Genomic DNA, 25,514 nt, shown 5'->3' with positions numbered 1-25,514 from the left:
GATCAGTTCGGCCGCAGCACCGTGATCGACGTGCCCTCGTGCAGGACGATGTAGCCGTCGACGGATTCGGCGGTCCCGATCACCGAGCGCGTCCACGCGATGGTCCCGTCGGTGCTGTCGAAGGCGGTGATCTGGTTGGGGTCGGCGAACACCAGGGTGGTGCCCGACGACCCGACGCACGACAGGTGATCGATATTGGCGTCGGGGTCGTCGAGGGCCGGCGGCGCCATCCCTCCGAGGCGTTCGCCGCCGGCGAGGTCGAAGATGGCCCTCGACCGGTCCTTCAGCGCGAAAGCCACCGCGGTGCCGCACGGTTTGGTGTTCGCCTTCGACAGTTCCGGGTCGGTGATCTGCCACAGCGCCTCAGGCCGGGCCGGGTCGCGGATCTCGTAGTGTCCCTGGGTGGCCTGCACCTGGCCGGGCCCGGTTCCGGTCAGCACGGGTAGCGTCGATGGCCCCTCGACGACCCGCAGACTGTCGGAGACCGCGACCGGCGGGGTACGCAAGATGCCATCGGTCACCGCGAAGGTGGCCACCCTCTCGTGGCCGAAATCGTTGTGCTGCACAGTGATACCGGTGTCGAATCCGGTTAGTGCGCATTGTTGGCAGGCGAGCCGGTCGGCGCCGGTGGCCGGGTCGATCACGAACCGCCCACCGTCCGAGGTTTCGATCACCACCACACCATCGGGGAACGTGACGGCCTTTGCCGACGTGGCGAAGGTGCGCGACCAGAGGTCGCGACCCGACGGTTCACGCATGGTGACGCCGTAGCCGGCCTGATCGATGCGCAGGTAGTTTTCGCCGACTCCGATGACCTGTTTGGTGTCGTGCAGATCTGTTGGTGAGGAGGGGGTTCCGGAGTCGTCGACGAGATAGAAGCCGTCGGGCACGCCACCCAGCTTGACCGCGCAGCCGACCTCTCCGATGTCGTTCAGGGCGCAGTCGCCCAGTCCGACGATGACGGGTTGGTCCCAGACGGGTTCGCCGGTTGCCTTGGTCACGAGGAGGAATGCGCGGCCCAGACCGGAGGGGTAGGCGAGCAGCCACCGGTCGCGCCAGGTGTCGGCAACCTCGACGCCGCCGTCGGCGCGGTACCCGGGCAGAGTGTCGCTGGACTGCGTCCACGCGACGGCGGGTTCGTCGCCGTAACCACGCAGCCGTCCGGCGCTGTAGTCGTTCTGTTCCTCGCCCGGGGTGCCGATCGCCAGGACCACACCGACGGTCGCGACCATCGCGGCGATCAGGATCATCACGACCGTGCCGATGCCGAAGGGCACACGCCGAAAGGCGCCGGCGATCGTTGAGCGGGCGGACATGGCCTTCAGTGAATCATGCGGTCGCCCGCCGCGCCGTCGGCGGTGGTCTGGGCTCGGAACGCGGCCGGGCTGATCCCGCGATGGCGTTGGCCGGACCTCCGGTCAGCTCAGCGCCTTGCGGCGAATAGCGGCGAGATCGGTCTCCAACTTGTCCAGCGCGGACTTCAGATCGTCGGCAGGAGCGATCGCCTGGAGCACCAGTGACCGGACCACCGTCGAGACCGGGAGACCGCGTTGCTCGGCGTAGGCAGTCAGCTCATCGAACTCGTCGTCGCGAAAGCGGACTTGAAGATTCCTCGAGCGCGGGTGACCGCGCGTGACCTTCACGCGGGAAGGCAGTGGGGCACCAAGATCACTCGCGGCCTCGCCTTCCTCGGCTGCCATTGCTTCAGCGGCGATCAGGTCCTCGATCCTCTTGCTCATCACCGTCTCCTTCCCGTTCGTCGACGGCCCGTGATGCCATGTGCGCTTCCCATGTGTGCGGCTTCATGAGACCAGTCGACGCGCTCGAACACACGCAAAGTGTAATGCAATGCATTACGAGCGGCACGTGTTGTGGACCTGATGCAGGAGGTTCTTCACAGAATCATGCGGTCGCCCGCCACGCCTTAGGCGGTGGTCTGAGCCCGGAAGGCGGCCGGGCTGATCCCGCGATGGCGTTTGAACGCCGCGCTGAACGCGAACGGGCTGCTGTAGCCGACGCGATGGGCGATGACGGCCAACGACTGGCCGCGGTCGGTGAGGAGGTCGGCGGCCACCGAGAGTCGCCAGTTGGCGAGGTAGGTCATCGGCGGTTCGCCGACGAGATCGGTGAACCGGCGGGCCATCACCGCCCGTGACACGCCTGCCGCGGCCGCGAGCGAACCAACCGTCCACGGCCGGTCGATGCCGTTGTGCAGGAGTCGGAGTGCCTGTCCGACAACGGGGTCGGAGTGGGCGCGGTACCACTGTGCGGCTCGCACCTGCCCGGACTCCATCGACTGGCGCAGTCCGGTGATCAGCAGCAGATCCAGGAGTCGATTCAGTACGGCCTCCTGGGCGGGCGAGTCCCGCACGATCTCGGTGTCCATCAGCGACACCAGCGGGTGATCGTGCATCGGCACCACCGTGAAGCGGTCGAGCGCGTCGAGCAGACGCTGGCTCACCTCGCCGCTCGAATACGTGCCGATGAGCATGATGGCGTCGGCATCTCGTTCCTCCGCGCAGTTGCCCCACGACCGGACGCCGAAGCACATGTCCTCGGCGACACTGTGCGTTCCGGTGGGGTCGTAACAGTCGCCGTGTGCGTCTATGCGAGCCACCCACTCGTGGTCGGGATCGTCGGCGATCGTGTACGGGTGGGTGCCCCGGATCAAGGCCACGTCACCGGGGTCGACGCGGTGTCGGGTGCCGTCGTCGTAGCGCAGCGTGGAGGTGCCCCGCGTGACGGCGACGACGGTGAGCGGCGCGGTGTCCTCGATCCGCACCGACCACGGCGAGGTCATCACCATCCGCAGCATCATCGGTGTCTGGGCACGGGGTCCGTTGAGCAGGCTGCCGAGAGCATCCATGCCGGCCAGTCTAGACGGGCTGAGACGATCGCGTATGAATCTGAGTCATTCACCCATGGATCGTCTCGATCGTGTGGTGTGAACTCAAGTCATGACCGAGAACACAGCACGCACGCACACCGAACACACGCCCACCCCACCCGTCCTCGTCGTCGGGGCCACCGGCAAGACCGGACGACGGGTGGCCGACCTCCTCGCCGGCCGTGGGCATCCCGTCCGGCGGGCGAGCCGATCGAGTACGACGACCTTCGACTGGACCGACCGATCGACCTGGGCGCCCGCGCTCGACGGTGCCGGGCCGGTGTACATCTCCTACCAGCCCGACCTCATCGTTCCTGGCGCCACCGACGATATCGCCGAGTTCGTACGCCTGGCGGAACGCGCCGGGGTCGCCCGTCTCGTCCTGCTGGCCGGGCGAGGCGAGCCCGAGGCGGAGGCGGCCGCCGACCTCGTCCACGCCAGTGACATCGACTCGACGGTGCTGTCGTGCGCCTGGTTCAACCAGAACTTCTCCGAAGGCGGATTCGCGCCCGAGATCGCCGCCGGCTCACTCACCCTGCCTGTTCCCCCGGTCGGAGAACCGTTCGTGGACGCCGACGACATCGCCGAGGTCGCGGTGGCGGCGTTGCTCGACCAGACGGCCGACGGGACGAGCCGGCACGCGCAGCAGACCTACGAGTTGACGGGTCCGCGGCTGCTCACCTTCGCCGATGTCGCCGAGGAGATCGGACGGACCCGCGGTGGGCAGGTCACCTTCACCCGCGTCGATTCGGATGCCTATCGGAACCTGCTGGCACAGTTCGGTGTTCCCGAGCAGGAGACCGATCTGCTGCTCGCGCTCTTCGAGATCCTGTTCGACGGCCGTAATTCACGGGTGTCCGACGACATCGCCCGGGTGCTGCGCCGTCAACCGACTGACTTCACCGAGTTCGCGGAATCCATCGCTCAAGAAGCGGTCTCGCTGTGAATATCCTTCGAGACACGATTCTGGTCCTCGCGGTCACGACCTCCGGTCTGACCGCGGGGCTGCTGGCGGCCTTCGCGTACTCGGTGATACCCGGCCTGCAACGGGCGGGTGCAGCAACCGCGGTGAGTGCGATGCAGCGGATCAACGTCGCAATCCTCAATCCGCTCTTCGCGTTCATCTTCTTCGGCTCGGTGGTGTTCGGGGTCGTGGCCGCAGTGATCTGGTGGGACGATCCGCTGCGGTGGTGGCTCGTCGCGGCGGCCGTGCTCGTGGTGTCCGCCGTGCTCATCACCGTGGTGATCAACGTCCCGCTCAACAACCGGCTCAACGCGGCGGGCGCGGTATCGGACGCCGACGCACCCACGGCCTGGGCGGAGTTCGTCCGACCGTGGGTGCGCTGGAACATCATTCGGGCGGTTGCGGCGTCGACCGGGTTTGTCGTGCCGATCGTGGGATTGCTGCAGACCCGGTCCTGACAACCGAACAGGGTGTCAGGCGCCGGCGAGGCCCGCGCCGATCACCTCGGCGAACGTGGTCGCCGGGCGTCCGAGCAGATCGACGAGGTCGGACGAATCGGAGTCCAGAGCGCCGGCCGCGACTCCCGCATCGGAGTCCGCGAGGACTCCGGCAAAGGCCGCCGGGATGCCGGCCCGGGTGAGTGCGGCTGCGTAGTCCGACTCGGGAAGATCCTGGTAGCGCACCGCCTTGCCACTGACCTCGGCGAAGGCGGCGGCGATGTCGGCGTAGGAAAGATGTTGCGATCCAACCAGTTCGAATACCTCACCGCCTCGTCCGGAGATCAGGGCGGCAGCGGCGGCGTCGGCGTAGTCGGCACGGGCCGCGGGCGCCACCGCTCCGTCGCGGGCGCTGCCGTAAAGCACGCCGCCCTCGATCGCCGCCGGGGCCGACCGCAGGTAATTCTCCGAGTACCAGCCATTGCGCAACAGAATGACCGGGATTCCGCTATCGGCCAGCACCTTCTCGGTCGCGATGTGCTCGGTGGCCAGCGCGAGTGGCGAATTGTCCGCGCGCAGAATGCTGGTGTAGGCGATCAGGCCGACCCCCGCCTTCTGCGCGGCCTCGACGACATTGGTGTGCTGGGACAGGCGCTGCCCGAACTCGTTACCCGAGACCAGCAGCAGCCTGTCGACCCCGGCGAGGGCCTGCTCGAACGCCGACGCGTGGCGGTAATCCGCGACGCGCACCTGCACACCCGCCGCGCGAAGTGCCGCGGCCTTCTCCGCGTTGCGGACGACGGCGACGATGTCGGCCGGCGTTACGCCGCGGGAGATGAGGGCGGTGACGGCGGCGCTGCCGAATCCGCCGGTTGCTCCGGTTACTGCGTAAGTGGTCATGGGTATCTCCTCGTCCCTGTGGCACTCAAGTGCTTCCATCGAGTGCTTCCAACACATCATGCACTTACTATTCGTATGGTGCAATGGTGACAGTAACCACATGACGAATGGGTTGCGTAGAATGTCGGCATGTCCACCGCGCAGCCCACGCCGACCTCCCGAAGCGACGAACAGGATCCGTCGCTGGAAGCCGACGTCTTCGCGCGCGGATGTCAGTCGCGCGACATCCTGCAGAACGTCACCAGTCGGTGGGGGCTGCTCGCCCTGGTCGCGCTGAGCGAGGGCGACATGCGGTTCAATGCGCTGCGTCGTCGGGTGGACGGGGTGAGCGAGCGGATGCTGTCGGTGACGCTGCAGGCTCTGGAGCGCGACGGATTCGTCAATCGCACCGTGCTCCAGGCGATCCCGCCTCGTGTGGAGTACTCACTCACCGATTTGGGTGCCGAGGTCGCCACCCGGCTGGCCGGGTTGATCGAGTTCGTCGAAGGCCATGTTCCCGAGGTCAAGGCGTCTCGGGGCACTTACGACGACACACACGAAGGGGACACGCGCACCGGGGACACGCGAAAGCTCTAGAACAGCTGCCCCAGATAGAACTCGGCGCCCTGGTCGTCGGCGCACCGCGCGGTGATCCCATACGGCGCGCGCGACGGCTCATCGATCACCCGACCTCCCGCGGCGCGCACACGGTCGACCGCCGCATCCATGTCGGCGACATTCCACATCGGGATGGTCACCGACCGGTCGGCACCGCCGGCGATTCCGACCTGCGGGTGAACCTCGTCGACCTCCCATCCGTCGTCGATGCGCCCGCCGTGAAACGTCCAGCCGAGCGCGGCGCCGTAGAAATCGCGGAACCGGGCACTCGAGGGAGTGTGCACGGTCAGGTACGACATCTCGCCGACACCCCGCGGGTGCTGGTCGGGGCGTGCTTCACCGGGTGCGGGGACGTGGACGGAGAAGGCGACGCCCTGATCGTCGACCGCGTCGAGGACCGGGACGCCGTCACCGGCCTCGGTGACCTCGCCGGCCTGCCCTCCTGCGGCGAGGATCGCCGCCCGTGCCGCGTCGAAATCGTCGACCGCGAAGACGCAGTAGAGCGTACCCGGCGCGCCGAAGCCGCCTGCGTCGGAGATGCCCAGGCGGTGTCCGAGGTTGGTGACCTGCCGCGTCGCCGGGTCGTACTCCCAGCCGAGTACCGCCCGGTAGAAGCGGGCCGCGCGAGCGACGTCGGGAGTCTGCAACGAAACGTAGACGATGTCGCCCGGCCGGGTGTGTTCCGGGGCAGCAGCATGGGCCTTCGACGGCCCGGTCAGCATCCAGCGATGGCCGAATGGGTCGACGATGGTGGCTCCCCGGGTGCCGTGGGCCTCATAGGGTTCGCGCTGCACGATCGCGCCGCCGCGCCGGGCCGTCGCCAGCGCCGCGTCGGTGTCGTCGACGGGCAGCATCAGACTCACCGACACCGCACCGGGAGCCGGAGCCGAAAGCCCCATGTCGGCGAACTCGTCGGCGAGATATATGGCACCACCCCCGATCTCGAGTTCGGCATGGCCGATGCGCCCGTCATCCATCACGATCGGTTCGCCGCGCAGGCGTGCGCTGAGATGCGCGGCGTACCAGTCGATGGCTGCGCGGGCGTCGGCGATGGTGAGATAGGGGAGGGCGCCCGGTCGTTCGACCGTCGGGGCGGCGGGGGCGCTGGGCGTGTCGATGGTGGTGGTGCTCATGACAACTCCTCGAGGCAGGGTGGCACCGCGCTCGAGCCGGTCCCGCAGGGCGCGGGCGAACTCGTCGTCGGGGGCCACGGGGTCGGACCACCCCGGGGTGTCGGCGGCCCGCAGGACGACGAACGGATCGGGCGGCGTGGCGCGGCCGCGATCGGTGGTGTTGTGCTCGCTCATGCGTGACCTCCTCTCCCGGTGGTGGGTAGGTCGGACCGCGGTTCGGGGTCCGGGTAGGCCGCGCGGAAGGCCCGCTTGGCCCGGGTGAGCAGCGCCTCGGTGGCGCCGACGGTGCGGTCGAGGTGCGCGGCACAGTCGCCGACGGGCAGGTCATCGACGTAGCGGAGCGTCAGCACCGCGCGATGGATCGGTGACATGCGGGCCAGCGTGTAGTGCGCGAGCATCCGGTCTAGGTGTGCGTCCCAGTCGTCCTGGGCCGTCTCCGGGACGTCCTCGACCGGTTCGGGTGTGCGTTGCCTCGCGCGCCAGTGGTCGGCCAGTTTGTGCCGGGCCACTCCGATCAACCACCCGGTGCTGGGTCGGGCGTCGATGTCGCGGCGCACCGTGTCCATTGCGGCGAGAAAGGTCTCGGACGTGAGGTCTTCGGCGACCCGCCGGTCCGAACATCGGCGCAACAGATATCCGTACACCGCCGGCAGCGCATCGTCGTACACCGCCAGCAGCGCCGGTGCTCCGCCCTCGGACGGACCCTGCTGTTCGCCGCTCACATACTCATCGTCGTTCCCGGCCGCGATTTTCCGACGCCCTCGGCAGAAATTTCTGCCGAGCCGGAGCACATGAACCGATGACTCCCAGACCTGTGAGTGGTCTACCCGGGTATGGCTACCGCAACGATCGGCTCCATGCTGCTGTCCAGCGACGACCCCCATGCCCTCGCCCGGTGGTACGCCACCGTGTTCGAGGCGCGGATCGGCACCGTCTCGGACGGGCCCGGCTACGACATCATCGAACTCGACGGCTTCTACATCATGTTCGACAAACGCGACGACGTGTCCGGGCCGAACACCGGGGGCGCGCGAGCGATCCTCAACGTCGAGGTCGACGACCCACTGGCCACGGCCGCCCGCATCGACGCGCTCGGCGCCGAATGGGTCAGCGCGCTCGAGGACAAGGGTGGAGGCACCTACTTCGGCACGGTGAAGGACCCCGACGGCAACTGGCTGCAGATCGTGCGGCTCGCCGACGAGTTCGAGGCCGAGATGAGCGCCAACCCGACCTCGCCGTACAGCGGATTCGCTGTGCGCGACCTCGACGCCGCCGACGCCTTCTACCGAGAGGTCCTCGGCATGCGGGTGCTGCGGTTCCCGGTGGGCGTGCTGGGCATCCGGATCAACCGCGGTACCACGGTGCTCGTCTACCCCAAACCCGACCACGAGCCGGCGACGCACACGATCCTGAACCTTCCCGTCGACGACCTCGAGCGCGCCGTCGACGACCTCGCGGGCCGGGGCGTGGAATTCCTCCGATACGACGGTTTCGACCAGGACGAGCGGGGTATCGCACGGGGAGGCGGACGCGGCCCCGATATCGCCTGGTTCACCGATCCGTCCGGAAACGTCATCGCGGTCCACGCGAAATGATGCGTTCGCTCTCGGCGTAGCGGGGGAGGAACACGGCACCTACGTGGGCGGTTGTACTGCGCAGACCCCCGCCGTGACGGTCACGGAAACGATTCTCGATCGTCGTTAACTGTAGCTGCATTGAAAGCGACCACTAGAGTGGAAGCAGGCTGGTCGTCATACACGACACCGCTGCAGTCGACGCCGCTGTGGTCACCGACGGCCGGGGCGCAAGCAACGTGAGGGAGAACAATGTTCGAACGGTTCACCGACCGCGCTCGACGAGTCGTCGTGCTCGCCCAAGAAGAAGCGCGGATGCTCAACCACAACTACATCGGCACCGAGCACATCCTCCTGGGTTTGATCCACGAGGGTGAGGGTGTCGCCGCCAAGGCGCTCGAGTCGCTCGGGATCTCTCTCGAGGGTGTCCGCAGCCAGGTCGAGGAAATCATCGGCCAGGGTCAGCAGGCACCGTCGGGACACATCCCGTTCACGCCGCGCGCCAAGAAGGTGCTCGAGCTGTCGCTGCGTGAGGCGCTGCAGCTCGGCCACAACTACATCGGCACCGAGCACATCCTCCTCGGCCTGATCCGCGAGGGTGAGGGCGTGGCCGCTCAGGTGCTGGTCAAGCTGGGCGCCGACCTCAACCGGGTCCGTCAGCAGGTCATCCAGCTGCTGTCGGGTTACCAGGGCAAGGAGCCGCAGGAGGCAGGTACCGGCGGTCGCAGCACCGAGTCCGGCACCCCGTCGACCTCGCTGGTGCTCGACCAGTTCGGCAGAAACCTGACCGCCGCCGCGGGCGAGGGCAAACTCGACCCCGTCATCGGCCGCGAGAAGGAGATCGAGCGGGTCATGCAGGTGCTGAGCCGCCGCACCAAGAACAACCCGGTGCTGATCGGCGAGCCCGGCGTCGGCAAGACCGCCGTAGTCGAGGGTCTCGCCCAGGCCATCGTCAACGGCCAGGTGCCCGAGACGCTGAAGGACAAGCAGCTCTACACCCTCGACCTCGGGTCGTTGGTGGCCGGCAGCCGCTACCGCGGTGACTTCGAGGAACGCCTGAAGAAGGTGCTCAAGGAGATCAACACCCGCGGCGACATCATCCTGTTCATCGACGAGCTGCACACGCTGGTCGGAGCGGGTGCCGCCGAGGGTGCGATCGACGCCGCCAGCATCCTCAAGCCGAAGCTGGCCCGCGGCGAACTGCAGACCATCGGTGCCACCACCCTCGACGAGTACCGCAAGTACATCGAGAAGGACGCCGCACTCGAGCGCCGGTTCCAGCCGGTGCAGGTCGGCGAGCCGTCGGTCGAGCACACCATCGAGATCCTCAAGGGTCTGCGCGACCGCTACGAGAGCCACCACCGGGTGTCCATCACCGACGGTGCGCTCGTCGCCGCCGCGACGCTGGCCGACCGCTACATCAACGACCGATTCCTGCCGGACAAGGCGATCGACCTCATCGACGAGGCGGGCGCGCGGATGCGCATCCGCCGGATGACCGCGCCGCCAGACCTGCGGGAATTCGATGACCGGATCGCCGAAGCGCGCAAGGAGAAGGAGTCCGCGATCGACGCGCAGGACTTCGAGAAGGCGGCCCGACTGCGCGACAAGGAGAAGCAGCTCGTCAACGAGCGTGCCGACCGTGAGAAGCAGTGGCGCAGCGGTGACATGGACGTCGTGGCCGAGGTCGACGACGAGCAGATCGCCGAGGTGCTGGGCAACTGGACCGGTATCCCGGTGTTCAAGCTCACCGAGGAGGAGACCACCCGTCTGCTCCGCATGGAGGAGGAACTGCACAAGCGGATCATCGGCCAGGAGGATGCGGTCAAGGCCGTCTCCAAGGCCATCCGCCGCACCCGCGCCGGTCTGAAGGACCCCAAGCGTCCGTCGGGCTCGTTCATCTTCGCCGGCCCGTCCGGCGTCGGTAAGACCGAGCTGTCCAAGGCACTGGCGAACTTCCTGTTCGGCGAGGACGACGCGCTCATCCAGATCGACATGGGCGAGTTCCACGACCGGTTCACCGCGTCGCGGCTGTTCGGTGCCCCTCCCGGCTACGTCGGCTACGAAGAGGGCGGCCAGCTCACCGAGAAGGTGCGCCGCAAGCCGTTCTCGGTGGTGCTGTTCGACGAGATCGAGAAGGCCCACTCGGAGATCTACAACACGCTGCTGCAGGTCCTCGAGGACGGCCGCCTCACCGACGGTCAGGGACGCACGGTCGACTTCAAGAACACCGTGCTGATCTTCACCTCGAACCTCGGTACTTCCGACATCTCCAAGGCCGTGGGACTGGGCTTCACGAAGGGTGACGACTCGACGTCGAACTACGAGCGGATGAAGCTCAAGGTCAACGACGAGCTCAAGAAGCACTTCCGGCCCGAGTTCCTCAACCGTATCGACGACGTCATCGTCTTCCACCAGCTGACGCAGCAGGAGATCATCGAGATGGTCGACCTGATGATCGGCCGGGTCGAGGCGCAGTTGAAGAACAAGGACATGGCGCTCGAGCTCACCGAGAAGGCCAAGAACCTGCTCGCCAGGCGCGGGTTCGACCCGGTGCTCGGTGCCCGGCCGCTGCGTCGCACCATCCAGCGCGAGGTCGAGGACCAGCTGTCGGAGAAGATCCTCTTCAACGAGATTCACGCCGGACAGATCGTGCTGGTCGACGTCGAGGGCTGGGACGGCGAGGACGACGGCGAAAGCGCCAAGTTCACCTTCACCGGCTCGGCCAAGCCGCGCGAGGTGCCCGACGCCCCCGCCGAGCTGACCAAGGCCGGCGACTCCAAGGGCGAGACCGGCTAACCACAACTGAACAACAACGACGGCGGCGTCACCCTCGGGTGGCGCCGCCGTCGTCCTTCTCACCCCTCCTTCCGCTGGTCGAGTGCCGACGAACGTAGTGAGGAGGTGTATCGAGACCACTCCCACGACTCCCACCCCAACCGTCTGAACGCTCGCTCGGTCATCGCGTAGGTTGATCCGGTGACCTCTCTCACCGAACAGACCGACGAAAAGCACATCGTCCTCGAACGCGACGACGAGATCGCGATCATCCGACTCAACCGCCCCGACCGGCTCAACGCCTTCACTTATCAGATGGGGAAGGAGTTGATTGCCGTTTTCGACGAGACCGACGCCGACGACACGATCCGGGCCGTGGTGATCACCGGGACCGGGCGTGCATTCTGCGCGGGTGCCGACCTCGGCGGAGGAGCCACCACCTTCGAACTCGAGCAGGAAGAGCCCGGAGCGGTCCCGCGTGACATGGGTGGCCAGGTCACGCTGCGCATCTTCGCCTCGCTCAAACCCGTCGTCATGGCCATCAACGGTCCGTCGGCCGGCGTGGGTGTCACCATGACGCTGCCCGCCGACGTCCGGGTCGCATCGGAGGACGCCAGGTTCGGCTTCGTCTTCGCCCAGCGGGGGCTGGTTCCGGAGGCCGCGTCGTCGTGGTTCCTGCCGAAACTCGTGGGCTTGCCCACCGCGTTGCAGTGGACGATGGGGGCCAAGATGGTCCCGGTCGCCGAGGCGCACGATCGTGGACTCGTGCAGCAGGTGGTGCCCAAGGACGAGGTGCTCAAGACCGCGATCGCGGTGGCTCGGGAGATGACGTCGGGCACCGCCCCGGTGTCGGTGGCCCTGACCCGGCAGTTGTTATGGCGGATGGCGGGTGCGCCGAGCCCGTGGGTCGCGCACGAGGCGGATTCGAAGGCCATTTACTACCGAGGCACTATGGCCGACGTGGCCGAAGGCGTGACCTCGTTCCTCGAGAAGCGGCCTGCGACGTTCACCGATCGCGTCTCGACGGACCTGCCGCAGATCTTCTGACGCAGACCCGTGTTGGCGGGTTCACGGATGGGGGAGCGGTTGTGCGCCTCGATCACGCAGCAGCATGGTCATTCGGCCGATCTCGTCGCCTTGCTCACCGATCATCGTGAGCGCCATTGCCCTCGTCGTCTCGCTCGCGGTCGGATCGTTGTGCGTGGCCACCGCCATGGTGAGTCCGCCCTCGTGGTGGCGGATCATCAACTGCAGGAACAGGATCTCCGCCGCACGTCCGTGTAGGTTGGCCAGTCTGGTGAGTTCGCCGATGCCGGCCATCCCCTCCATCCGGGGCTCTTCGGAGGTCGATGTCCCCATCGTGCGGTGACCATGTCCGCTCGCGTCGGTCATCCAGGCCATCGGTGTCGATGACGTCAGCGGCGCACCGAACCATAAGAGCATCGCGCGCATCCGAGCCACCTCGGCGGTCTGCGCGGCGACGATCCGGTCTGCCAGACCGCTCACGTCCGGTGCCACGTCCCGGGACAGGGAGCGGCCCATCAGGATCGCCTGATCGTGGTGGACCGACATGTCCTGGGCGAACCCGATGTCGGTCGCGCTGGGGTTGTGTGAGCGGTCGGCGGATGTCCGATGGTCCTGCCATGCGGCGCCGAGGACCCCGCCGATGGTCAACGCCGCGGTGACAGCCACGACGACGCCGAGTGCAGCGATCACGCGACGCGCGGTCACGTCGTCCCCAGTGTGGATTCCTGGTCGGCCGGTGGCGTGTAGACCCGCGGGCTGAGTGCGAGCGCATAGAACCCGCCGTCGGAACACGTGGTCCAGATCTGGTTGCCGTGGAACTCCGGTGGGGAGAAACACCAGTCGGTCGCCATGTCACCGCCCACGATCATCCCGGTCCGCGGTCCGCGGACCGATCGCCTGATCGAGGCGCACCTTGCCGTTGAGCACCGACATCCCGAAACTCAGGAACTCGACGGCCGGCGCACCGGATATCGATGCGAGGACGTGGGCGGAATTGGGCAGGTCGACGATCGTGGCGCCTTTCTGCGCCGGTGGGTTGTAGTACGCGATCTCGGAGATCTTGTGCGGGTCGCGGATGTCGAAGACACGGATGCCCGACGACTCCCATGAACAGGCCAGTGCCGTCGGGTTGTGGGGTCGATCCGCCGAACAATAATGCGGATTGCTGTTGAATACGCTGCCGCCCATCGAGGAGCGCAGGTTGGTGTCGAGGTTCTCCGGGAGATTGATCTCTAGTTTGATCTGCGACACGTACCGCGGGCGGTTCGGCTTCGTGACGTCGAACACCTTGACACCACCGGAACCGAGTTCGTCGGCGGTCAGGATGTAGGGGTTGCCGCCGTAGGTCACCGGGATCGTGTGCTGGTTGACCTGCCCGTCGGGCCAGAGATAGGCCGCCACGTGCGGCACCCGGGGGTAGGGCTTGCGTTTCTGGATGTCGCTGATGTCGAGGACGGTGATGCCGGCAGCGTTCGACAGGTACATCCGGTTCCCGTTGGGTGAGATGCCGAACCCGTGCCCGAGGACACTGTGCAGACCCTGCCAGATCACCGTCGGTGCGGCCGGATTCGAGATGTCTATGGCGCTCAGATGGCCCGGAAAGATGCCCGATGCCCAGTAGGTCCGCCCATCGGGGGAGAAACCCCCCTCGTGGGAGTCGAATGGCAACGGAGTCTTGGTTCCGGCACCACGGTTGAGCAGTCGCGGATGTTCGCAGTCGGAGATGTCGTAAACGGAGAAGAATCCGCCGCCCCACAGCAGTGGCACCGAGGTGGCGGCCAGCAACTTGCGTTTGTGGTTGACCTTCAACGTCTCCCACGTGCCGCCGCGCATCGCCGGCTCGTCGAGTGATCCGGCGACCCGGGGTCTACGCGGGTTCGAGACGTCCACGACCTGTACACCGGGTTGCGGGACCAGGTTGGTGCCCGGGAACAGACTGCCGGTGTAGCTGCAGTGATCGAAGGTGACCGACACGATGCCGCCACCGGCGCCGCGGACGTTGCCGAGCTTGGTGATGTTGCAGCGGTAGCCGAGACGGCTCCGGCCGGAGTTGCGGTCCTCGGCGCTGACGTCGCCCTGTAGGCCGGGTTCGGGCAGTGAACCGGGACCGCAGACAGCCTTGGGGACCGACGTCTCCGATATGTCCGGGTAGTAATGGGTCGTTGCTTCGGCGGGAACGGCGCCGAGCGTGGCGACCATGACCGTGGCGGTTGCCACGGTAGTTGCCAGGACGGTCTTGCGGACCATCCGCGGGCTGTCTGGGCGGCCTATACCCCGATGATGTGACATACCCGCTCCCCCCAGAGTCTTGCGGTCTTGGTTGGACGTCGACCCTAGTCGGTCAGGCGACCCAGTTCGGCGGTTCGAAGAACTTGGTTCTCCGGGAGAAGAAATGCAATTTCAAGACGTGTGCCGCATCGCATGTCCGCGCGGGTCAGCGTGCCCGTCCAGACGGGCGCGTGGGCGTGTGTGAAACTGTGCCAATGCGTCGACCGCTGCTGTCCCGGATCGCGACAATCGTCGTCGCAGCGGCCGCGGTTGCCGCCGTCGTGATTCCGGGGACCGCGGCGACCGAGGTGGTCGCCCCGCCGGCGCGGGCGCTCGGCTCGTCGCATATCGACGTCTGGATCAAACCCGGCCGGAAGTATGTGGCGCTGGGGAGCTCGTATGCCGCGGGCCCGGGCGCGGCACCCATCGCCGACGTGCGGTGCTTCCGCACCACCGACGACTACCCGCATCGGGTGGCCGCGGCCCACCGCATGCGGCTGACCGACGTGACCTGTTCGGGTGCCACCACCGCGAACATCCTGAACACACCTCAGCGCCCGTTCGCCGACCGGCCGCAGATCGACGCGGTCACCCCCGACACCGACCTGGTGACGATCACCACCGGCGGCAACGACATCGACTACATCGGTCGCCTTCTCAGCTGGAGCTGCGCCAATGTGAGGGCCCGGTTCACACACCTGCGTCGCTGTCTGCACCGTCGCGCGGCACCTCCCGCGCCCATGCCCGCCGACTACGCCGCGGTGGAACGCTCGATGGTCGAGCTGATCGCGGCCGTCCGGCTGCGCGCACCCCACGCGGAGATCCTCCTCGTCGATTACACGCCGGTGCTCGACGCGCGGGCGACCCGGTGTCCGTTGGTGCCGTTGACGCCGCAGCAGGCCACGCAGACCGTCCGGATCTTCGACGGGCTCACGATCGCCACCGCCCGCGCAGCGCGGGTGAGCGGGGTCCGACTGATCAGCGCGTCGCGGGCCGGTGCCGCGCACGCCGCGTGTTCACCCGATCCGTGGGTCCGTGGGCTCCAGTTCCCCGTGGCGTATCACCCGAACCGGCGTGGACGCGAAGCGGTCGCCCAACTCGTGCTCAGCGCGCTGCGCGGCTGACCGTCTGAAGATCACCACGGAGAGCGTCTGAAGTGAGCTCCGCGATGCGGAACTCACTTCAGACGATCGGCCCGCCTCGGCGAAGAGATCAGACCGGGATCTCGGTGTAGAGGTTGTGGCCGCGGTTGGCCCACTGATGCCGGAACACGACTGCGGCGGAGACGATCAGCAGCGCGCCCGTCGCGGCGACGAGTGTCCCGGCCTGCATGGTGAACACGCCGCGCAGGACGAGACCCAGGAGCACCGCCGCGACGCCGACCACAGCAGATCGGACTGGGTTCTGCGAGCGCCAGTCGATCCGGTTGCGGCCGGTCGTGATGAGGCTGATCGGGCTACGGCGCAGCACCTCGACGATGAACACCGTCAGCGCCACCGTGGCGATGAAGCTGACGGTGATCAGCAGTCCCGGCGGGAGGTCGATGTACTTGTGGATCGTCGGCTCTAGCGCGGCGAGCGCCAGCGCATGAGCGAGGTAGATGCCGAAGGAACGGTCCGCCGCGGTCCGCATCACCGTGTCGGTGACCGAACCGGCTCGCCGACGGTCCTGCCACATCGTGCCGAGCACATAGAGGATCAGGATGATCGCGATGTAGGCGAACGAGTTGTGCAGCATGAAGACGTTGGTGGCGCGGAAGATGCTCTCGCCGGACTCGACGTCATGCGTGTAGTAGACCAGCGTCGCCGTGATGGTCACCGCGCCGGCGGCCAGGATCGCCCACCGCCACCGCACCATGAAGCCCTGGAAGGCCTCGTAGTGCATGGCGGCGACGCATCCGGCGAGCACGAAGAACTGGTACGGGATGATGGTGACGACCAGGTGACTCCACACTTCGCCTTGCAGGCCGTGTCTGAAGAAGGGCAGCGGTGGGCGCACCATCAGGTACATCATCAGCGCCTGGAACGCGCCGCTGACCGCGAGTAGGTAGCGATGGCGGCCCCATGTCCGTTTCAGCAGCCACAGCACGCCGGGGAAGACCGCGTAGATCTGCATGCTCACGGACAGGAAGTACAGGTGATACCAGGCGTTGCCGGTGATGAGGTCGTACGCGATGCTCTTGAGCGCAAGGGTCATGTCGCCGGTGGTGGCGAAGATCCCCTGCAGCGCGTCGACACCGCCCGTCTCGTAGCGCCCGTAGACCCAGTAGAACAGGCTCCACACGAGGAACGGCAGACCGATCAGCTTGTAGCGCCGCCGCCAGAAGGTGCGTGCCCGCAGATCGCGGTGCCGGTACTGATAGGTCAGGACGAACCCGGTGAGCGCGAAGAAGGAGTAGCGGGTATAGCGCAGCAGGAGCCCGACACCACCGGCCGCGACGTTCACCTGGGTGGCGATCCCCAGGATCACGTGGTCGAGGATGACTCCGGCGAACGTGACCAACCGCACGAGGTCGATCTGGTAGAGATGTTTGTCACGGCGAGGTTTGGGTGGCGTCGGATCCGCGGGGTCCGGCGTCGCAGACGCGCCCGTTTCGTCCGGATCGCCGGATTTTTGGGCGGCCGTCGCGGGTTGCTCGGTAACGATTGTCGCCCTCCTGACCTCGGTCGGCGCCACCGTGATCATTCTGTGACAACCGAACACTCGCGGTGAGAGTACTCCACCTTCCTGGAAATCACGTCCTCGCACACGGCCGACGAAGGACTCAATTGGGCGACGACGCGCTCTCGTCGCCGGCCTGGTGCCGCCAGATCGCCACCCCGAGCATTGCGGCTGCGAAGCAGGCGGCCGCCCCGACGCCGAGCCCGACCCGGGCACCGGCCGCCTCGCAGATCACGCCGATGATCGGCCCGCCGATGGGTGTCGAGCCCATGAACGCGACCGACCACAGGGACATCACGCGCCCACGCATTCGGGGATCGGCATTGAGCTGGAGGGTCGCGTTGCCGGTTGAGAGGAACGACACACTCAGCCAGCCGACGAAGAACAGCGCGCCAAGCGCGACCGGTAGCGTCGGGGCGGCGGCGGTGATCGCGATCGTGACGCCGAACCCGGCGGCGGCAACGGTGAGCGGTCGCACACCGGTGGTGCCGCGGGCGGCGATGATCAGGCCGCCCACCACGGCACCGAGGCCCATCGACGACGTCATGAAGCCGAGCGCCTCCGGGCCGCCGTCGAAGGTCTCTTTCGCCGCCGCCGGCAGCGACACCGGAAACTCATAGGCGAGCGTGCCGACCAACGCCATCATCACGAGCGGAACCCACAGGGCCGGGATGCCGGCCACGTACCGCAGGCCCTCACGGAACTGCCCCCTGGCTCGGGCGACGGGTTCCTCACGCGCGATGGTCGCGGTGTTCATCGCCAGCAGCGACACGACCACCGCAACAAAACTGATCGCGTTGATCGCGAAACACCAGCCGGCGCCCACCGCGGCGAGGATGACACCGGCGACACCCGGCCCGATCGCGCGGGCGGCATTGACCATCACCGAGTTGAGCGTCACCGCGTTGCGGATCAGGTCTATGCCGACGATCTGGTGAATGAATGCCTGCCGCGACGGCAGTTCGAAGGCGTTGTTGAGGCCGAGCAGGACAGCCAGGGTGCCGATCTGCCAGACCTGTACCCACCCGCCCAGCGTGAGAACGGCGAGCGCGCCGGCCAAGAGCCCCATCACGGTCTGCAGGGTGATCATCAGCCGCCGGCGGTCGACACGGTCGGCGACGACGCCGGCGTACGGCCCGAGAATCAGCACCGGCAGTGTCTGCAGTGCGACGATGGCGCCGAGCGTCGTGGCGGAGCCGCTCAGGACGAGCACCAGCCACGCCTGGGCGGTCATCTGCATCCAGGTGCCGGTCAGCGACACCGCCTGGCCTGTGAAGAACAGCCGGTAATTCGGGTTGCGCAGCGATGCGAATACGCCGGTCGGAGGTAATTCGGCGGCCGGTGACTGCCGATTACCCGAGTCGGCTACCTCGGGTAATCGGTCGTCGGTCATCGAGAGACATCGTATGCCCGTCGTGAGGCCAGCTTGTCGCGGGTCAGCTCACCCAGGGGGCGGAGTCGCGGCCACTCCAGTTGGCGAGGCGTTCGGTGGGACCCGCCTCGGGTCGCGGTTCCACGACAGCAGCGAACGGCACCTCGGAGTCGGCGCGGATCTCGGCCGGGATGAATCGGCGTGCGATCGTGAGCACGGGTTCGACGATCGCCGGGTCCGCCTCGGCCGCCTGTCCGGTCGCGACTGCGAGGTCCCAGCCGTGTACCAGGGTCTCGTTGACGTAGCCCCACAGGGCGCCGGCGCCGGGTACCTCGCCCCACGGCACCTTCACCATCGCCGCGAGCTTGGTGTCGTCGGCCCAGATCTTCTGCGCACGGGCGACGAGGTCCGCGTAGCCGGTGGCGTCGTGGGTATCGGCGATCCGTGGGACCGCGAAGACGTCGGTGCCCTCACCGAGCGCGACGGCCCGAGCGGCGGTCGCGATCAGGTGACCGGCAAGGGTGCGGACGTCGAACTCGTCGCACGGCGTGGGCGCGTCGAGTTGGTCATCGGTCACGCCGGCCAGGAGGTGGGTGGCCCACGCGGTGGCGGCGGCGTAGGCGGGGCGCGGATCGGCGATCGTGGCGGTCGTCATGGTCGTTTCCTTTCGGTGTGGCTGTCGGAATCCAGTCAAACGCAAAATCACGACATCTACTGTCATGATTTTGAGAGAAGATCTTCGTATGCGTGCCGAACGCCTACTCGCTGTGCTGATGTTGTTGAAGAAGCATGACCGGATGACCGCGGCCGCCATGGCCGACAAACTCGGCGTCTCCGAGCGAACGATTCTGCGGGACATCGACGCGCTTTCGTTGTCGGGAGTCCCGGTCTATGCCGAGCGCGGCCGGAACGGCGGATTCGCCCTCCTACCCGGCTACCGCACCGACCTGACCGGGCTCACCCTCGACGAGGCCACATCGCTGCTGGCCGGCACGGGCCGGTTGGATTCGCCGGCCTTTGCCGCCGCGATGCGCAAGGTGGCGGCGGCGATGCCGGAGGCCTATCGGTCACGTGCGGTCCGGGCTGCGGCACGCGTCCTGGTGCGACCCGAAGGATTCGTGAGGTCACCCGAGAAACTCGATGCTCTCGCACCGGTCCAGCAGGCCGTTTTCGACGGACGGCGGATTCGCCTGGTCTATCGACGACCCGGTGCGGAACCGGGTGGGCGGACCCTCGATCCGGTCGGGCTCGTCGTCGCCGGAGATGTCTGGTATCTGGTGGCGAATTCCCAAGGTGTGGAACGGATCTACCGAGTATCCCGTATGTCGGATGTCGAGGTTCTCGACGAACCGGCGCAGCGGGATGACGAGGTGGATCTCGAACAGGCGTGGGCACGCCACCGCGCGGCCTTCCGTGCTTCCTTCGAATCGATCGATGTGGTGATCGACTGTGCTGCAAAGGATGTCGACCGCTTCCTCGCACTCGCCGCCGACGGGGGCGCCGATGGGGATATCGACGACGGTGGGGTTCGGGTACGGCTCCGGTTTGCGGATCGACAACACGCTACCCGTGTCCTCTGGATGGCGTGCCTGGAAAGCGACTACGTCATGGTCGAACCGGATTGGCTTCGGGAGATCATGCGGACGAGAGCAATGTCGATCGCGGAGGCGCCGTTGTCGCCCGGACGATGAGTTCCGGAACAAGCGTCGACGACACCCGTTCCGTTCGGGCCCGGTCGAGCCGCCCGACGACCGCCTCGATCGCCCGTTCGGCCTGCGCCTTGGGTTGCTGGCTGACAGTGGTCAGATCGACGTGGCTCAGTCGCGCGAGGACGCTGTCGTCGTAGCCGGTCACCGACACGTCGCCGGGAACCTCGACGCCGGCGCGGCGCAGGACGTCGAGGACACCGACCGCGAGGCGATCGTTGGCGCACACGACGGCGGTCGGCAACTCGCCGGCGAGAATCGTGTGCCCGGCACGCATGCCGGACTCCTCGGTGAAGTCGCCGGCGTCGACGACGTTCCCGTCAGTCGTCAAACCATGGCGTCGCATCGCGCGCAGGAACCCATTGCGCCGGTCGGCTGCGATGACGCCGGGTCCGGCCGCGACATGCACGATCCGGTGGTGCCCGAGACCGACCAGATAGTCGACGACACCGGCGATGCCCTTGCCGTCGTTGGTTCGTACGACATCCACCGACCCTGCGCTGATGCGGCGCCCGATCACGACCGTGGGCAGCCGTTCCCCGAGCTCCGAGATCGCCTTCGTCTCGAGCTCGGGGCCGAGGAGAAGCATTCCCTCGCAACGGAAATCGATCAGTGTCTCGATGACCCGCTGTTCATCGTGGGTGGGGGTCACCGCTCCGAGAACGACCTCATAACCGGCGAGATCGGCTGCGGCGACGATGCTTTCGACGATCTCCGCGTGGAAGGCGTTGCCGATCTCCACGGCGACACCGATCAGGTGAGACCGGCGCGCGGTCATCAGCGCCGCCGCGCGGTTCATCCGATAACCCAGATCCTCCGCAGCCTGCAAGACCTCGCGTCGCGTGTCCTCCCCGACGCCGGGAGCCTTGCGGAAGACCAATGACACCGTCGCCTTGGACACGCCGACCTTGTCCGCGACATCCTGCATGGTCGGGCGGGATGGTTTGGTCACCCGTGGTTCCTTTCCGAATCGGCGGTTGCCCGCCAGGGGCTTGACAGACGCTGTGACTGCGCTCATAGTACATGGCACTAGACCGGTTTAGTAGACCGGGAAAGTAACCGAGAACGATCACGCCGGACATCCCGCCGGCCCGAGCCACGAGGAACACGCTCAGTGACCGAGAAGACGATCGGAGTCGCCGTCATCGGCGGCGGAATGGCAGGACGCGCACACGCCGCGGGCTACCGGATGGCGAGCACGCTGTTCGGTACCGACCGGCCCGACGTGCGCCTGGTCGCGATCGCGGATGCCAATGCCGCGGTCGCCGACGACACCGCCAAGCGATACGGGTACGACCGCGCCGAATACGACTGGAAGGCCATCGCAGACGCACCCGACATCGATGCGGTGAGCGTCGTCGTCGCCAACCACCTGCACCGCGAGATGGTCGAGGGACTGCTGGCCGCCGGCAAGCACGTGCTCTGCGAGAAGCCGCTGGCGGGCTCGCTGGCCGACGCCGAGGCGATGGTAGAAGCCGCCGCAGCCGCGGAGAACAGCGTCGCCGCCGTCGGCTACACCTACCGTCGCTCACCGGCCGTCGAGCAGATCCGCCGCGAACTGGCCGCCGGCACCATCGGCGACCTGGTCCACTTCAACGGCCACTACTGGTGCGACTACGCCCTCGACCCGACCTCCCCGATCACCTGGCGCTACCGCGGCGGCCCGGGCACCGGCGCACTCGCCGACGTCGGCAGCCACCTCATCGACCTGTCGGAGTACATCTGCGGCCCGATCACCGAGATCTCCGGCGCCCGCTTCCACACCGTGATCACCGAGCGCCCGGTCCCGATCGGCACCACCTACGGACACACCAAGGGTGCGGTCAGCGACGAGAAGGCACCGGTGGAGAACGAGGACGTCGCCACCTTCACCGCCACCTTCGGCACCGGCGCGGCCGGCACCTTCTCCGCCTCACGCGTCGCCCACAGCCTGCCCGACGGTCTGGGCTTCGAGATGTTCGGCACCGGCGGTTCGGCCTCGTGGGAGCTCGCCCGCATCGCCGAGTTCCACCTCGCCAACGACGATGTGCGCTCGGCGGTCAACGGTCCGCGCCGTGTGACCATCGGACCCGAGCACCCCTACATCCAGGGTGGCCTGCCGATGGATGCCGGCGGTGTCGGACACGGCAAGGCCGAGTTGTTCGCCTATCAGTCTCGGGCGTTCCTCGATCAGATCGCCGGCATCGACGTCCTCGGACCGCTGCCCGGATTCGACGTCGGCCTGCACAGCATGGGCGTCGTCGCCGCCATCGCCGAATCCGCCGCCAATGGCGGAGCCACCGTCAAGGTCGCCTGACCAACCCGCTCATCACCAAGAAAGGCACACATCATCATGAAGCTCGGCGTCTACACCGCAATCCTGCACGACAAGCCGCTGCGTGAGGCTCTGGAGATCATCGGCTCCCTGGGTCTGACCGGCGCGGAGATCAACGCGGGTGGCTTCCTGCCCACCCCGCACCTGCCCGTCGACGACCTCCTGTCGGGCGCGGTCACCGCGGCGGACTACCTCGCCAATTTCGACGGCACCGGGGTGTCGATCGCCGGCCTCAACTGCAACGGCAACCCACTGCATCCCGACCCCGAGGTGGGCCCCGAGGATGCCGAGGACCTGCGCAAGGCGATCCGCGTCGCGGGTCTGCTCGGCGTGGACCGGGTCGTGACGATGTCCGGTCTGCCGCAGGCGCATCCGGGCGGCCAGTGGCCGGCGTGGCATGTGAACACCTGGGACTCGGGCTATCTCGACTCTCTCGATTACCAGTGGGATGAGGTGGCGGTGCCGTTCTGGACCGAGATCGACGCGTTGGCCCGGGAGAACGGGGTGAAGGTCGCCATCGAGATGCATCCGCAGAACCTGGTGTTCAACCCGCCGACGCTCAAGCGGCTCGTCGAGAAGGTCGGCGCCACCCACGTGGGCGCGGAGATGGATCCGTCGCACCTGTTCTGGCAGGGCATCGACCCGGTTGCGGCCATCGAATGGCTGGGCCCGTTGGTCTTCCACGCTGCGGCCAAGGACACCCGGATCAACGAGAACTGCAAGATCTACGGCGTCCTCGATGAGCGGTTCACCCGAATCCCGTTGTCGGAAAACCCCACCGGGCTCGGTGGAAAGCATGTGGTGAACAAGTGGCCGGAGGACTCGGCGTGGGACTTCGTCGCCGTGGGTCGTGGCCATGATGTCGGTTTCTGGGCTCGTTTCCTGCAGGCGCTGGAGAAGGTCGACCCGAACATGTGGGTCAACATCGAGCACGAGGACGTCGAGTTCGGTCCGATCGAAGGTCTGCAGGTCGCGGCCGAAAACCTGAAGTCCGCCAACTCCGCCCTGGTCCACTGAGCCGGACCTCACAAGAAGGGAAGAGCGATGAAAATCGCACTGGACCCCACCCCGTTTCACCACAGTCACGACCTGCTGGAGTTTCCGGCTCTGGTCGCCGACCTCGGCTACGAGTACCTCCAGCTGACGCCGCATCGGGACTTCATCCCGTTCTTCAACCACCCTCGCGCCGACGACGATCTGGTCGCCCGGTTCCGCAAGGCGTGCGCTGACGCGGGGGTGCAGATCGCCTCGGTGTTGCCCGTGCTGCGGTGGTCGGGACCGGACGAGGATGCGCGAGAAGCGGCGGTCCGCAACTGGAAACGCGTCATCCAGATCACCGTCGACCTCGGCGTGAACGTGATCAACACCGAGTTCTCCGGTCGCCCGGAACGCCCGGAGGAATCCGAACGGGCCTTCTTCCGGTCCATGGAGGAGTTGCTGCCGATCATCGAAAGCGAGGGCATCGACGTCCGGATCGACCCGCACCCCGACGATTTCGTGGAGGACGGGCTCGAGGCGATCCGCATCATCCGCGGGGTGAACTCACCCAACATCGGCATGGTGTACGTCGCCTGCCACACCTTCCACATGGGTGGCAACATGGCCGAGATCATGGCGGCGGCCGGCGACAAGCTGCGGCTGGTGCACGTCGCCGACACCATGGACCACCACCGCTCGCACGGTTTACGCTACATCACCAATCCGCCGGGCAACCCGGTCCGGGTGCATCAGCACCTCAAGATCGGCGATGGTGATGTGGACTGGGACGAGTTCTTCGGCGGACTGGCTGGACTCGGCTTCTACGACCGCGACGACACGGTCATGGTGTCGTCGGTGTTCGCCGAGGACGAGAACGCCCACGAGGTCTCGCGCTACCAGTTGGCGACGATGAACAGCTACGTCGAGAAATACCGGGCGTAGCACCTGCGGACCAGCGTCTGACCTCCGGACCACCCGGAGGTCAGACGCTGGTTGCTATCAGTCGCGCATCGGCCAGCGCAGCGGTGCGGTGTCGCGACAGCGACTGGTACTCGGGGGCCTTCACCATGTCGACGAATGCGGCCGGGTTCGGGTAGCGGACGATCAGAATGGAATCCCACTCTTCGTCCGCGGGGCCGATCACCGTCGGACCGCACTGCCCGTGGGAGATCACCTGAGCGCCGGCCGCCCGCAGATGTGGCATCGCTCCTTCGGTGTAGATCCGGTAGGCCTCGGCGCCGGTGATCGGCTCGACCGGTGTGAGGTCCTCGGCACCCGAATAGTCCGCCACCTCGCGATACCGGAGCAGATTGAGCATCGTCACCGGCTCGTCCGGCGGCAACGCCGACAGCTGTGCGAACTGTCCGCGGCGCGGATCGACGGTGCAACGGTCGTCGGGAGGAAGGCCGGAATCAGTGCTCATGATGCGAATTGTAGGCACATGGTTACCCTGGCCTGCGTGCACGTTGAGCCCACAGTCGTCTTTGCCGAGGATCTCCGGGTCGGTCACGAGTACCAGCTCGGTGCCCACACCGTCACCGAGGCCGAACTCCTGGATTTCGCCCGACAGTGGGACCCGCAGGGGTTCCACGTCGACGCCGAGATCGCGGCGGCGGGCGCGTTCGGTGGGTTGATCGCGAGCGGGATCCACACAATCGCGGTCTTTCAGCGGCTGGCGGTGCGCGACGTCTTCGACGCCTGGAGCGTGATCGCGGGGCGCCGACTGGTCGAAGTCGCGTTCTTGCACCCCGTCCGGCCCGACGACACCCTCACCGGGTCCATGGTCATCGACGACATCGTCTTCGACGACCGGGCACGGGCCCTGGTCACCGGCACCGCGATCATGGTCAATCAGAAGAACCGGCCGGTCCTGCGGACCGTCGTCGAACTCTTCGTCCGGTCCCGTTCCTGAGAGGTTC

Annotated in this window: 24 protein-coding genes and 1 pseudogene; 12 read left to right on the top strand and 13 right to left on the bottom strand. The window is 67.0% G+C overall.

Annotation, left to right across the window (positions count from 1 at the left end; all coding sequences use genetic code 11):
- Window positions 1-2: 2 nt before the first annotated feature.
- From GORHZ_RS04015 to GORHZ_RS04005, 3 genes are all read right to left on the bottom strand, one after another.
- Window positions 3-1,316: a hypothetical protein gene (locus tag GORHZ_RS04015; RefSeq protein ID WP_006330583.1), complete on the bottom strand. Its 1,314-nt coding sequence runs from the start codon at window positions 1,314-1,316 to the stop codon at window positions 3-5.
- 102 nt (window positions 1,317-1,418) lie between these two features.
- Entirely contained in the window at window positions 1,419-1,739 is a 321-nt protein-coding gene (locus GORHZ_RS04010; protein ID WP_006330572.1) for a YlcI/YnfO family protein, read from the bottom strand.
- Window positions 1,740-1,924: 185 nt separating this feature from the next.
- Window positions 1,925-2,866, bottom strand: coding sequence for a helix-turn-helix transcriptional regulator (locus GORHZ_RS04005; RefSeq protein ID WP_006330570.1), 942 nt, complete (start codon window positions 2,864-2,866; stop codon window positions 1,925-1,927).
- A 91-nt stretch (window positions 2,867-2,957) separates the two neighbouring features.
- On the opposite strand from GORHZ_RS04005, the gene GORHZ_RS04000 reads away from it, so the two are divergent.
- Window positions 2,958-3,833, top strand: a complete 876-nt coding sequence (locus GORHZ_RS04000; RefSeq protein ID WP_006330568.1) for a Rossmann-fold NAD(P)-binding domain-containing protein — start codon at window positions 2,958-2,960, stop codon at window positions 3,831-3,833.
- Window positions 3,830-4,309, top strand: a complete 480-nt coding sequence (locus tag GORHZ_RS03995; RefSeq protein WP_006330566.1) for an anthrone oxygenase family protein — start codon at window positions 3,830-3,832, stop codon at window positions 4,307-4,309. Before GORHZ_RS04000 ends, GORHZ_RS03995 begins: the two co-directional genes overlap by 4 nt.
- 15 nt (window positions 4,310-4,324) lie before the next feature.
- On the opposite strand, the gene GORHZ_RS03990 is transcribed toward GORHZ_RS03995, so the two are convergent.
- The gene (locus tag GORHZ_RS03990; RefSeq protein WP_006330565.1) at window positions 4,325-5,188 is read right to left on the bottom strand and encodes an NmrA family NAD(P)-binding protein; all 864 of its coding nucleotides are present in this window, start codon (window positions 5,186-5,188) and stop codon (window positions 4,325-4,327) included.
- A 129-nt stretch (window positions 5,189-5,317) separates the two neighbouring features.
- Here GORHZ_RS03990 and GORHZ_RS03985 point away from each other — a divergent pair, with 129 nt between their 5' ends.
- On the top strand, window positions 5,318-5,764 hold the full coding sequence (locus GORHZ_RS03985; RefSeq protein WP_006330563.1) for a winged helix-turn-helix transcriptional regulator: 447 nt from the start codon (window positions 5,318-5,320) through the stop codon (window positions 5,762-5,764).
- On the opposite strand, the gene GORHZ_RS03980 is transcribed toward GORHZ_RS03985, so the two are convergent.
- Window positions 5,761-7,092 (bottom strand): VOC family protein, encoded by a 1,332-nt coding sequence (locus GORHZ_RS03980; RefSeq protein WP_006330561.1) that lies wholly within the window; start codon window positions 7,090-7,092, stop codon window positions 5,761-5,763. The genes GORHZ_RS03985 and GORHZ_RS03980 overlap by 4 nt on opposite strands.
- Window positions 7,089-7,640 carry an RNA polymerase sigma factor gene (locus GORHZ_RS03975; protein WP_006330559.1) on the bottom strand — a complete coding sequence of 184 codons (552 nt, stop codon included), beginning with the start codon at window positions 7,638-7,640 and terminating at the stop codon, window positions 7,089-7,091. Before GORHZ_RS03975 ends, GORHZ_RS03980 begins: the two co-directional genes overlap by 4 nt.
- 111 nt (window positions 7,641-7,751) lie before the next feature.
- Between GORHZ_RS03975 and GORHZ_RS03970 the strand changes: the two genes are divergently transcribed.
- The 3 genes from GORHZ_RS03970 to GORHZ_RS03960 all read left to right on the top strand — a co-directional run bounded on the left by GORHZ_RS03970 (window position 7,752) and on the right by GORHZ_RS03960 (window position 12,317).
- Window positions 7,752-8,513, top strand: a complete 762-nt coding sequence (locus GORHZ_RS03970) for a VOC family protein (RefSeq protein WP_040530098.1) — start codon at window positions 7,752-7,754, stop codon at window positions 8,511-8,513.
- A 231-nt stretch (window positions 8,514-8,744) separates the two neighbouring features.
- A complete protein-coding gene (locus tag GORHZ_RS03965) occupies window positions 8,745-11,291 on the top strand; it encodes an ATP-dependent Clp protease ATP-binding subunit (RefSeq protein ID WP_006330555.1) in 2,547 nt (848 codons plus the stop codon).
- 180 nt (window positions 11,292-11,471) lie between these two features.
- Window positions 11,472-12,317, top strand: a complete 846-nt coding sequence (locus GORHZ_RS03960; RefSeq protein ID WP_006330553.1) for an enoyl-CoA hydratase-related protein — start codon at window positions 11,472-11,474, stop codon at window positions 12,315-12,317.
- 21 nt (window positions 12,318-12,338) lie between these two features.
- On the opposite strand, the gene GORHZ_RS03955 is transcribed toward GORHZ_RS03960, so the two are convergent.
- Together GORHZ_RS03955 and GORHZ_RS03950 are read right to left on the bottom strand one after the other, a co-directional pair.
- Window positions 12,339-13,001 (bottom strand): DUF305 domain-containing protein, encoded by a 663-nt coding sequence (locus GORHZ_RS03955; RefSeq protein WP_006330552.1) that lies wholly within the window; start codon window positions 12,999-13,001, stop codon window positions 12,339-12,341.
- Window positions 12,998-14,495 (bottom strand): annotated as a pseudogene (locus GORHZ_RS03950) (LVIVD repeat-containing protein). The gene GORHZ_RS03955 and the pseudogene GORHZ_RS03950 overlap by 4 nt, the downstream one beginning before the upstream one ends.
- 284 nt (window positions 14,496-14,779) lie before the next feature.
- Here GORHZ_RS03950 and GORHZ_RS03945 point away from each other — a divergent pair.
- Window positions 14,780-15,688, top strand: a complete 909-nt coding sequence (locus GORHZ_RS03945; RefSeq protein ID WP_006330550.1) for an SGNH/GDSL hydrolase family protein — start codon at window positions 14,780-14,782, stop codon at window positions 15,686-15,688.
- Between the two features lie 88 nt (window positions 15,689-15,776).
- On the opposite strand, the gene GORHZ_RS03940 is transcribed toward GORHZ_RS03945, so the two are convergent.
- The 3 genes from GORHZ_RS03940 to GORHZ_RS03930 all read right to left on the bottom strand — a co-directional run bounded on the left by GORHZ_RS03940 (window position 15,777) and on the right by GORHZ_RS03930 (window position 19,252).
- Window positions 15,777-17,249, bottom strand: coding sequence for an acyltransferase (locus tag GORHZ_RS03940; RefSeq protein ID WP_006330549.1), 1,473 nt, complete (start codon window positions 17,247-17,249; stop codon window positions 15,777-15,779).
- 79 nt (window positions 17,250-17,328) lie between these two features.
- Complete coding sequence (locus tag GORHZ_RS03935) at window positions 17,329-18,618, bottom strand: MFS transporter (RefSeq protein ID WP_006330548.1); 1,290 nt, start codon at window positions 18,616-18,618, stop codon at window positions 17,329-17,331.
- A 43-nt stretch (window positions 18,619-18,661) separates the two neighbouring features.
- Window positions 18,662-19,252 (bottom strand): TIGR03086 family metal-binding protein, encoded by a 591-nt coding sequence (locus GORHZ_RS03930; RefSeq protein WP_006330547.1) that lies wholly within the window; start codon window positions 19,250-19,252, stop codon window positions 18,662-18,664.
- 88 nt (window positions 19,253-19,340) lie between these two features.
- Here GORHZ_RS03930 and GORHZ_RS03925 point away from each other — a divergent pair, with 88 nt between their 5' ends.
- Window positions 19,341-20,288, top strand: a complete 948-nt coding sequence (locus GORHZ_RS03925) for a helix-turn-helix transcriptional regulator (RefSeq protein ID WP_006330546.1) — start codon at window positions 19,341-19,343, stop codon at window positions 20,286-20,288.
- Here the strand turns inward: GORHZ_RS03925 and GORHZ_RS03920 are convergent.
- The gene (locus GORHZ_RS03920) at window positions 20,233-21,255 is read right to left on the bottom strand and encodes a LacI family DNA-binding transcriptional regulator (protein WP_006330545.1); all 1,023 of its coding nucleotides are present in this window, start codon (window positions 21,253-21,255) and stop codon (window positions 20,233-20,235) included. The two genes, GORHZ_RS03925 and GORHZ_RS03920, sit on opposite strands and share 56 nt — an antisense overlap.
- A gap of 162 nt (window positions 21,256-21,417) precedes the next feature.
- Here GORHZ_RS03920 and GORHZ_RS03915 point away from each other — a divergent pair, with 162 nt between their 5' ends.
- Genes GORHZ_RS03915 through GORHZ_RS03905 form a run of 3 tightly spaced genes read left to right on the top strand, consistent with a single transcriptional unit; the run spans window position 21,418 to window position 24,537 of the window.
- Window positions 21,418-22,599, top strand: a complete 1,182-nt coding sequence (locus GORHZ_RS03915; protein WP_006330543.1) for a Gfo/Idh/MocA family protein — start codon at window positions 21,418-21,420, stop codon at window positions 22,597-22,599.
- 36 nt (window positions 22,600-22,635) lie between these two features.
- A complete protein-coding gene (locus GORHZ_RS03910; protein WP_006330541.1) occupies window positions 22,636-23,634 on the top strand; it encodes a sugar phosphate isomerase/epimerase family protein in 999 nt (332 codons plus the stop codon).
- A 27-nt stretch (window positions 23,635-23,661) separates the two neighbouring features.
- Window positions 23,662-24,537 carry a sugar phosphate isomerase/epimerase family protein gene (locus GORHZ_RS03905; protein ID WP_006330534.1) on the top strand — a complete coding sequence of 292 codons (876 nt, stop codon included), beginning with the start codon at window positions 23,662-23,664 and terminating at the stop codon, window positions 24,535-24,537.
- A gap of 40 nt (window positions 24,538-24,577) precedes the next feature.
- On the opposite strand, the gene GORHZ_RS03900 is transcribed toward GORHZ_RS03905, so the two are convergent.
- A complete protein-coding gene (locus GORHZ_RS03900) occupies window positions 24,578-25,018 on the bottom strand; it encodes a DUF1330 domain-containing protein (RefSeq protein WP_006330532.1) in 441 nt (146 codons plus the stop codon).
- A gap of 18 nt (window positions 25,019-25,036) precedes the next feature.
- Here GORHZ_RS03900 and GORHZ_RS03895 point away from each other — a divergent pair, with 18 nt between their 5' ends.
- Window positions 25,037-25,507 (top strand): MaoC/PaaZ C-terminal domain-containing protein, encoded by a 471-nt coding sequence (locus tag GORHZ_RS03895; RefSeq protein WP_006330530.1) that lies wholly within the window; start codon window positions 25,037-25,039, stop codon window positions 25,505-25,507.
- Window positions 25,508-25,514: the final 7 nt, after the last annotated feature.

This window comes from Gordonia rhizosphera NBRC 16068, from assembly GCF_000298195.1.
Lineage (GTDB): Bacteria > Actinomycetota > Actinomycetes > Mycobacteriales > Mycobacteriaceae > Gordonia > Gordonia rhizosphera.
The sequence above is the reverse complement of the archived record's forward strand: the minus strand, read 5'-3'. Positions and strand labels throughout refer to the sequence as shown.

Excerpts from the sequence above, each read along its gene's own strand:
- GORHZ_RS03925 (WP_006330546.1), top strand. The coding sequence starts at position 19,341 with ATGCGTGCCGAACGCCTACTCGCTGTGCTGATGTTGTTGAAGAAGCAT.
- GORHZ_RS04015 (WP_006330583.1), bottom strand. The coding sequence starts at position 1,316 with ATGTCCGCCCGCTCAACGATCGCCGGCGCCTTTCGGCGTGTGCCCTTC.
- GORHZ_RS03945 (WP_006330550.1), top strand. The coding sequence starts at position 14,780 with ATGCGTCGACCGCTGCTGTCCCGGATCGCGACAATCGTCGTCGCAGCG.
- GORHZ_RS03990 (WP_006330565.1), bottom strand. The coding sequence starts at position 5,188 with ATGACCACTTACGCAGTAACCGGAGCAACCGGCGGATTCGGCAGCGCC.
- GORHZ_RS03935 (WP_006330548.1), bottom strand. The coding sequence starts at position 18,618 with ATGACCGACGACCGATTACCCGAGGTAGCCGACTCGGGTAATCGGCAG.
- GORHZ_RS03940 (WP_006330549.1), bottom strand. The coding sequence starts at position 17,249 with ATGATCACGGTGGCGCCGACCGAGGTCAGGAGGGCGACAATCGTTACC.
- GORHZ_RS03930 (WP_006330547.1), bottom strand. The coding sequence starts at position 19,252 with ATGACGACCGCCACGATCGCCGATCCGCGCCCCGCCTACGCCGCCGCC.
- GORHZ_RS03910 (WP_006330541.1), top strand. The coding sequence starts at position 22,636 with ATGAAGCTCGGCGTCTACACCGCAATCCTGCACGACAAGCCGCTGCGT.
- GORHZ_RS03985 (WP_006330563.1), top strand. The coding sequence starts at position 5,318 with ATGTCCACCGCGCAGCCCACGCCGACCTCCCGAAGCGACGAACAGGAT.
- GORHZ_RS03970 (WP_040530098.1), top strand. The coding sequence starts at position 7,752 with ATGGCTACCGCAACGATCGGCTCCATGCTGCTGTCCAGCGACGACCCC.
- GORHZ_RS03965 (WP_006330555.1), top strand. The coding sequence starts at position 8,745 with ATGTTCGAACGGTTCACCGACCGCGCTCGACGAGTCGTCGTGCTCGCC.
- GORHZ_RS04010 (WP_006330572.1), bottom strand. The coding sequence starts at position 1,739 with ATGAGCAAGAGGATCGAGGACCTGATCGCCGCTGAAGCAATGGCAGCC.
- GORHZ_RS03980 (WP_006330561.1), bottom strand. The coding sequence starts at position 7,092 with ATGAGCGAGCACAACACCACCGATCGCGGCCGCGCCACGCCGCCCGAT.
- GORHZ_RS03905 (WP_006330534.1), top strand. The coding sequence starts at position 23,662 with ATGAAAATCGCACTGGACCCCACCCCGTTTCACCACAGTCACGACCTG.
- GORHZ_RS04000 (WP_006330568.1), top strand. The coding sequence starts at position 2,958 with ATGACCGAGAACACAGCACGCACGCACACCGAACACACGCCCACCCCA.
- GORHZ_RS03900 (WP_006330532.1), bottom strand. The coding sequence starts at position 25,018 with ATGAGCACTGATTCCGGCCTTCCTCCCGACGACCGTTGCACCGTCGAT.
- GORHZ_RS03895 (WP_006330530.1), top strand. The coding sequence starts at position 25,037 with ATGGTTACCCTGGCCTGCGTGCACGTTGAGCCCACAGTCGTCTTTGCC.
- GORHZ_RS04005 (WP_006330570.1), bottom strand. The coding sequence starts at position 2,866 with ATGGATGCTCTCGGCAGCCTGCTCAACGGACCCCGTGCCCAGACACCG.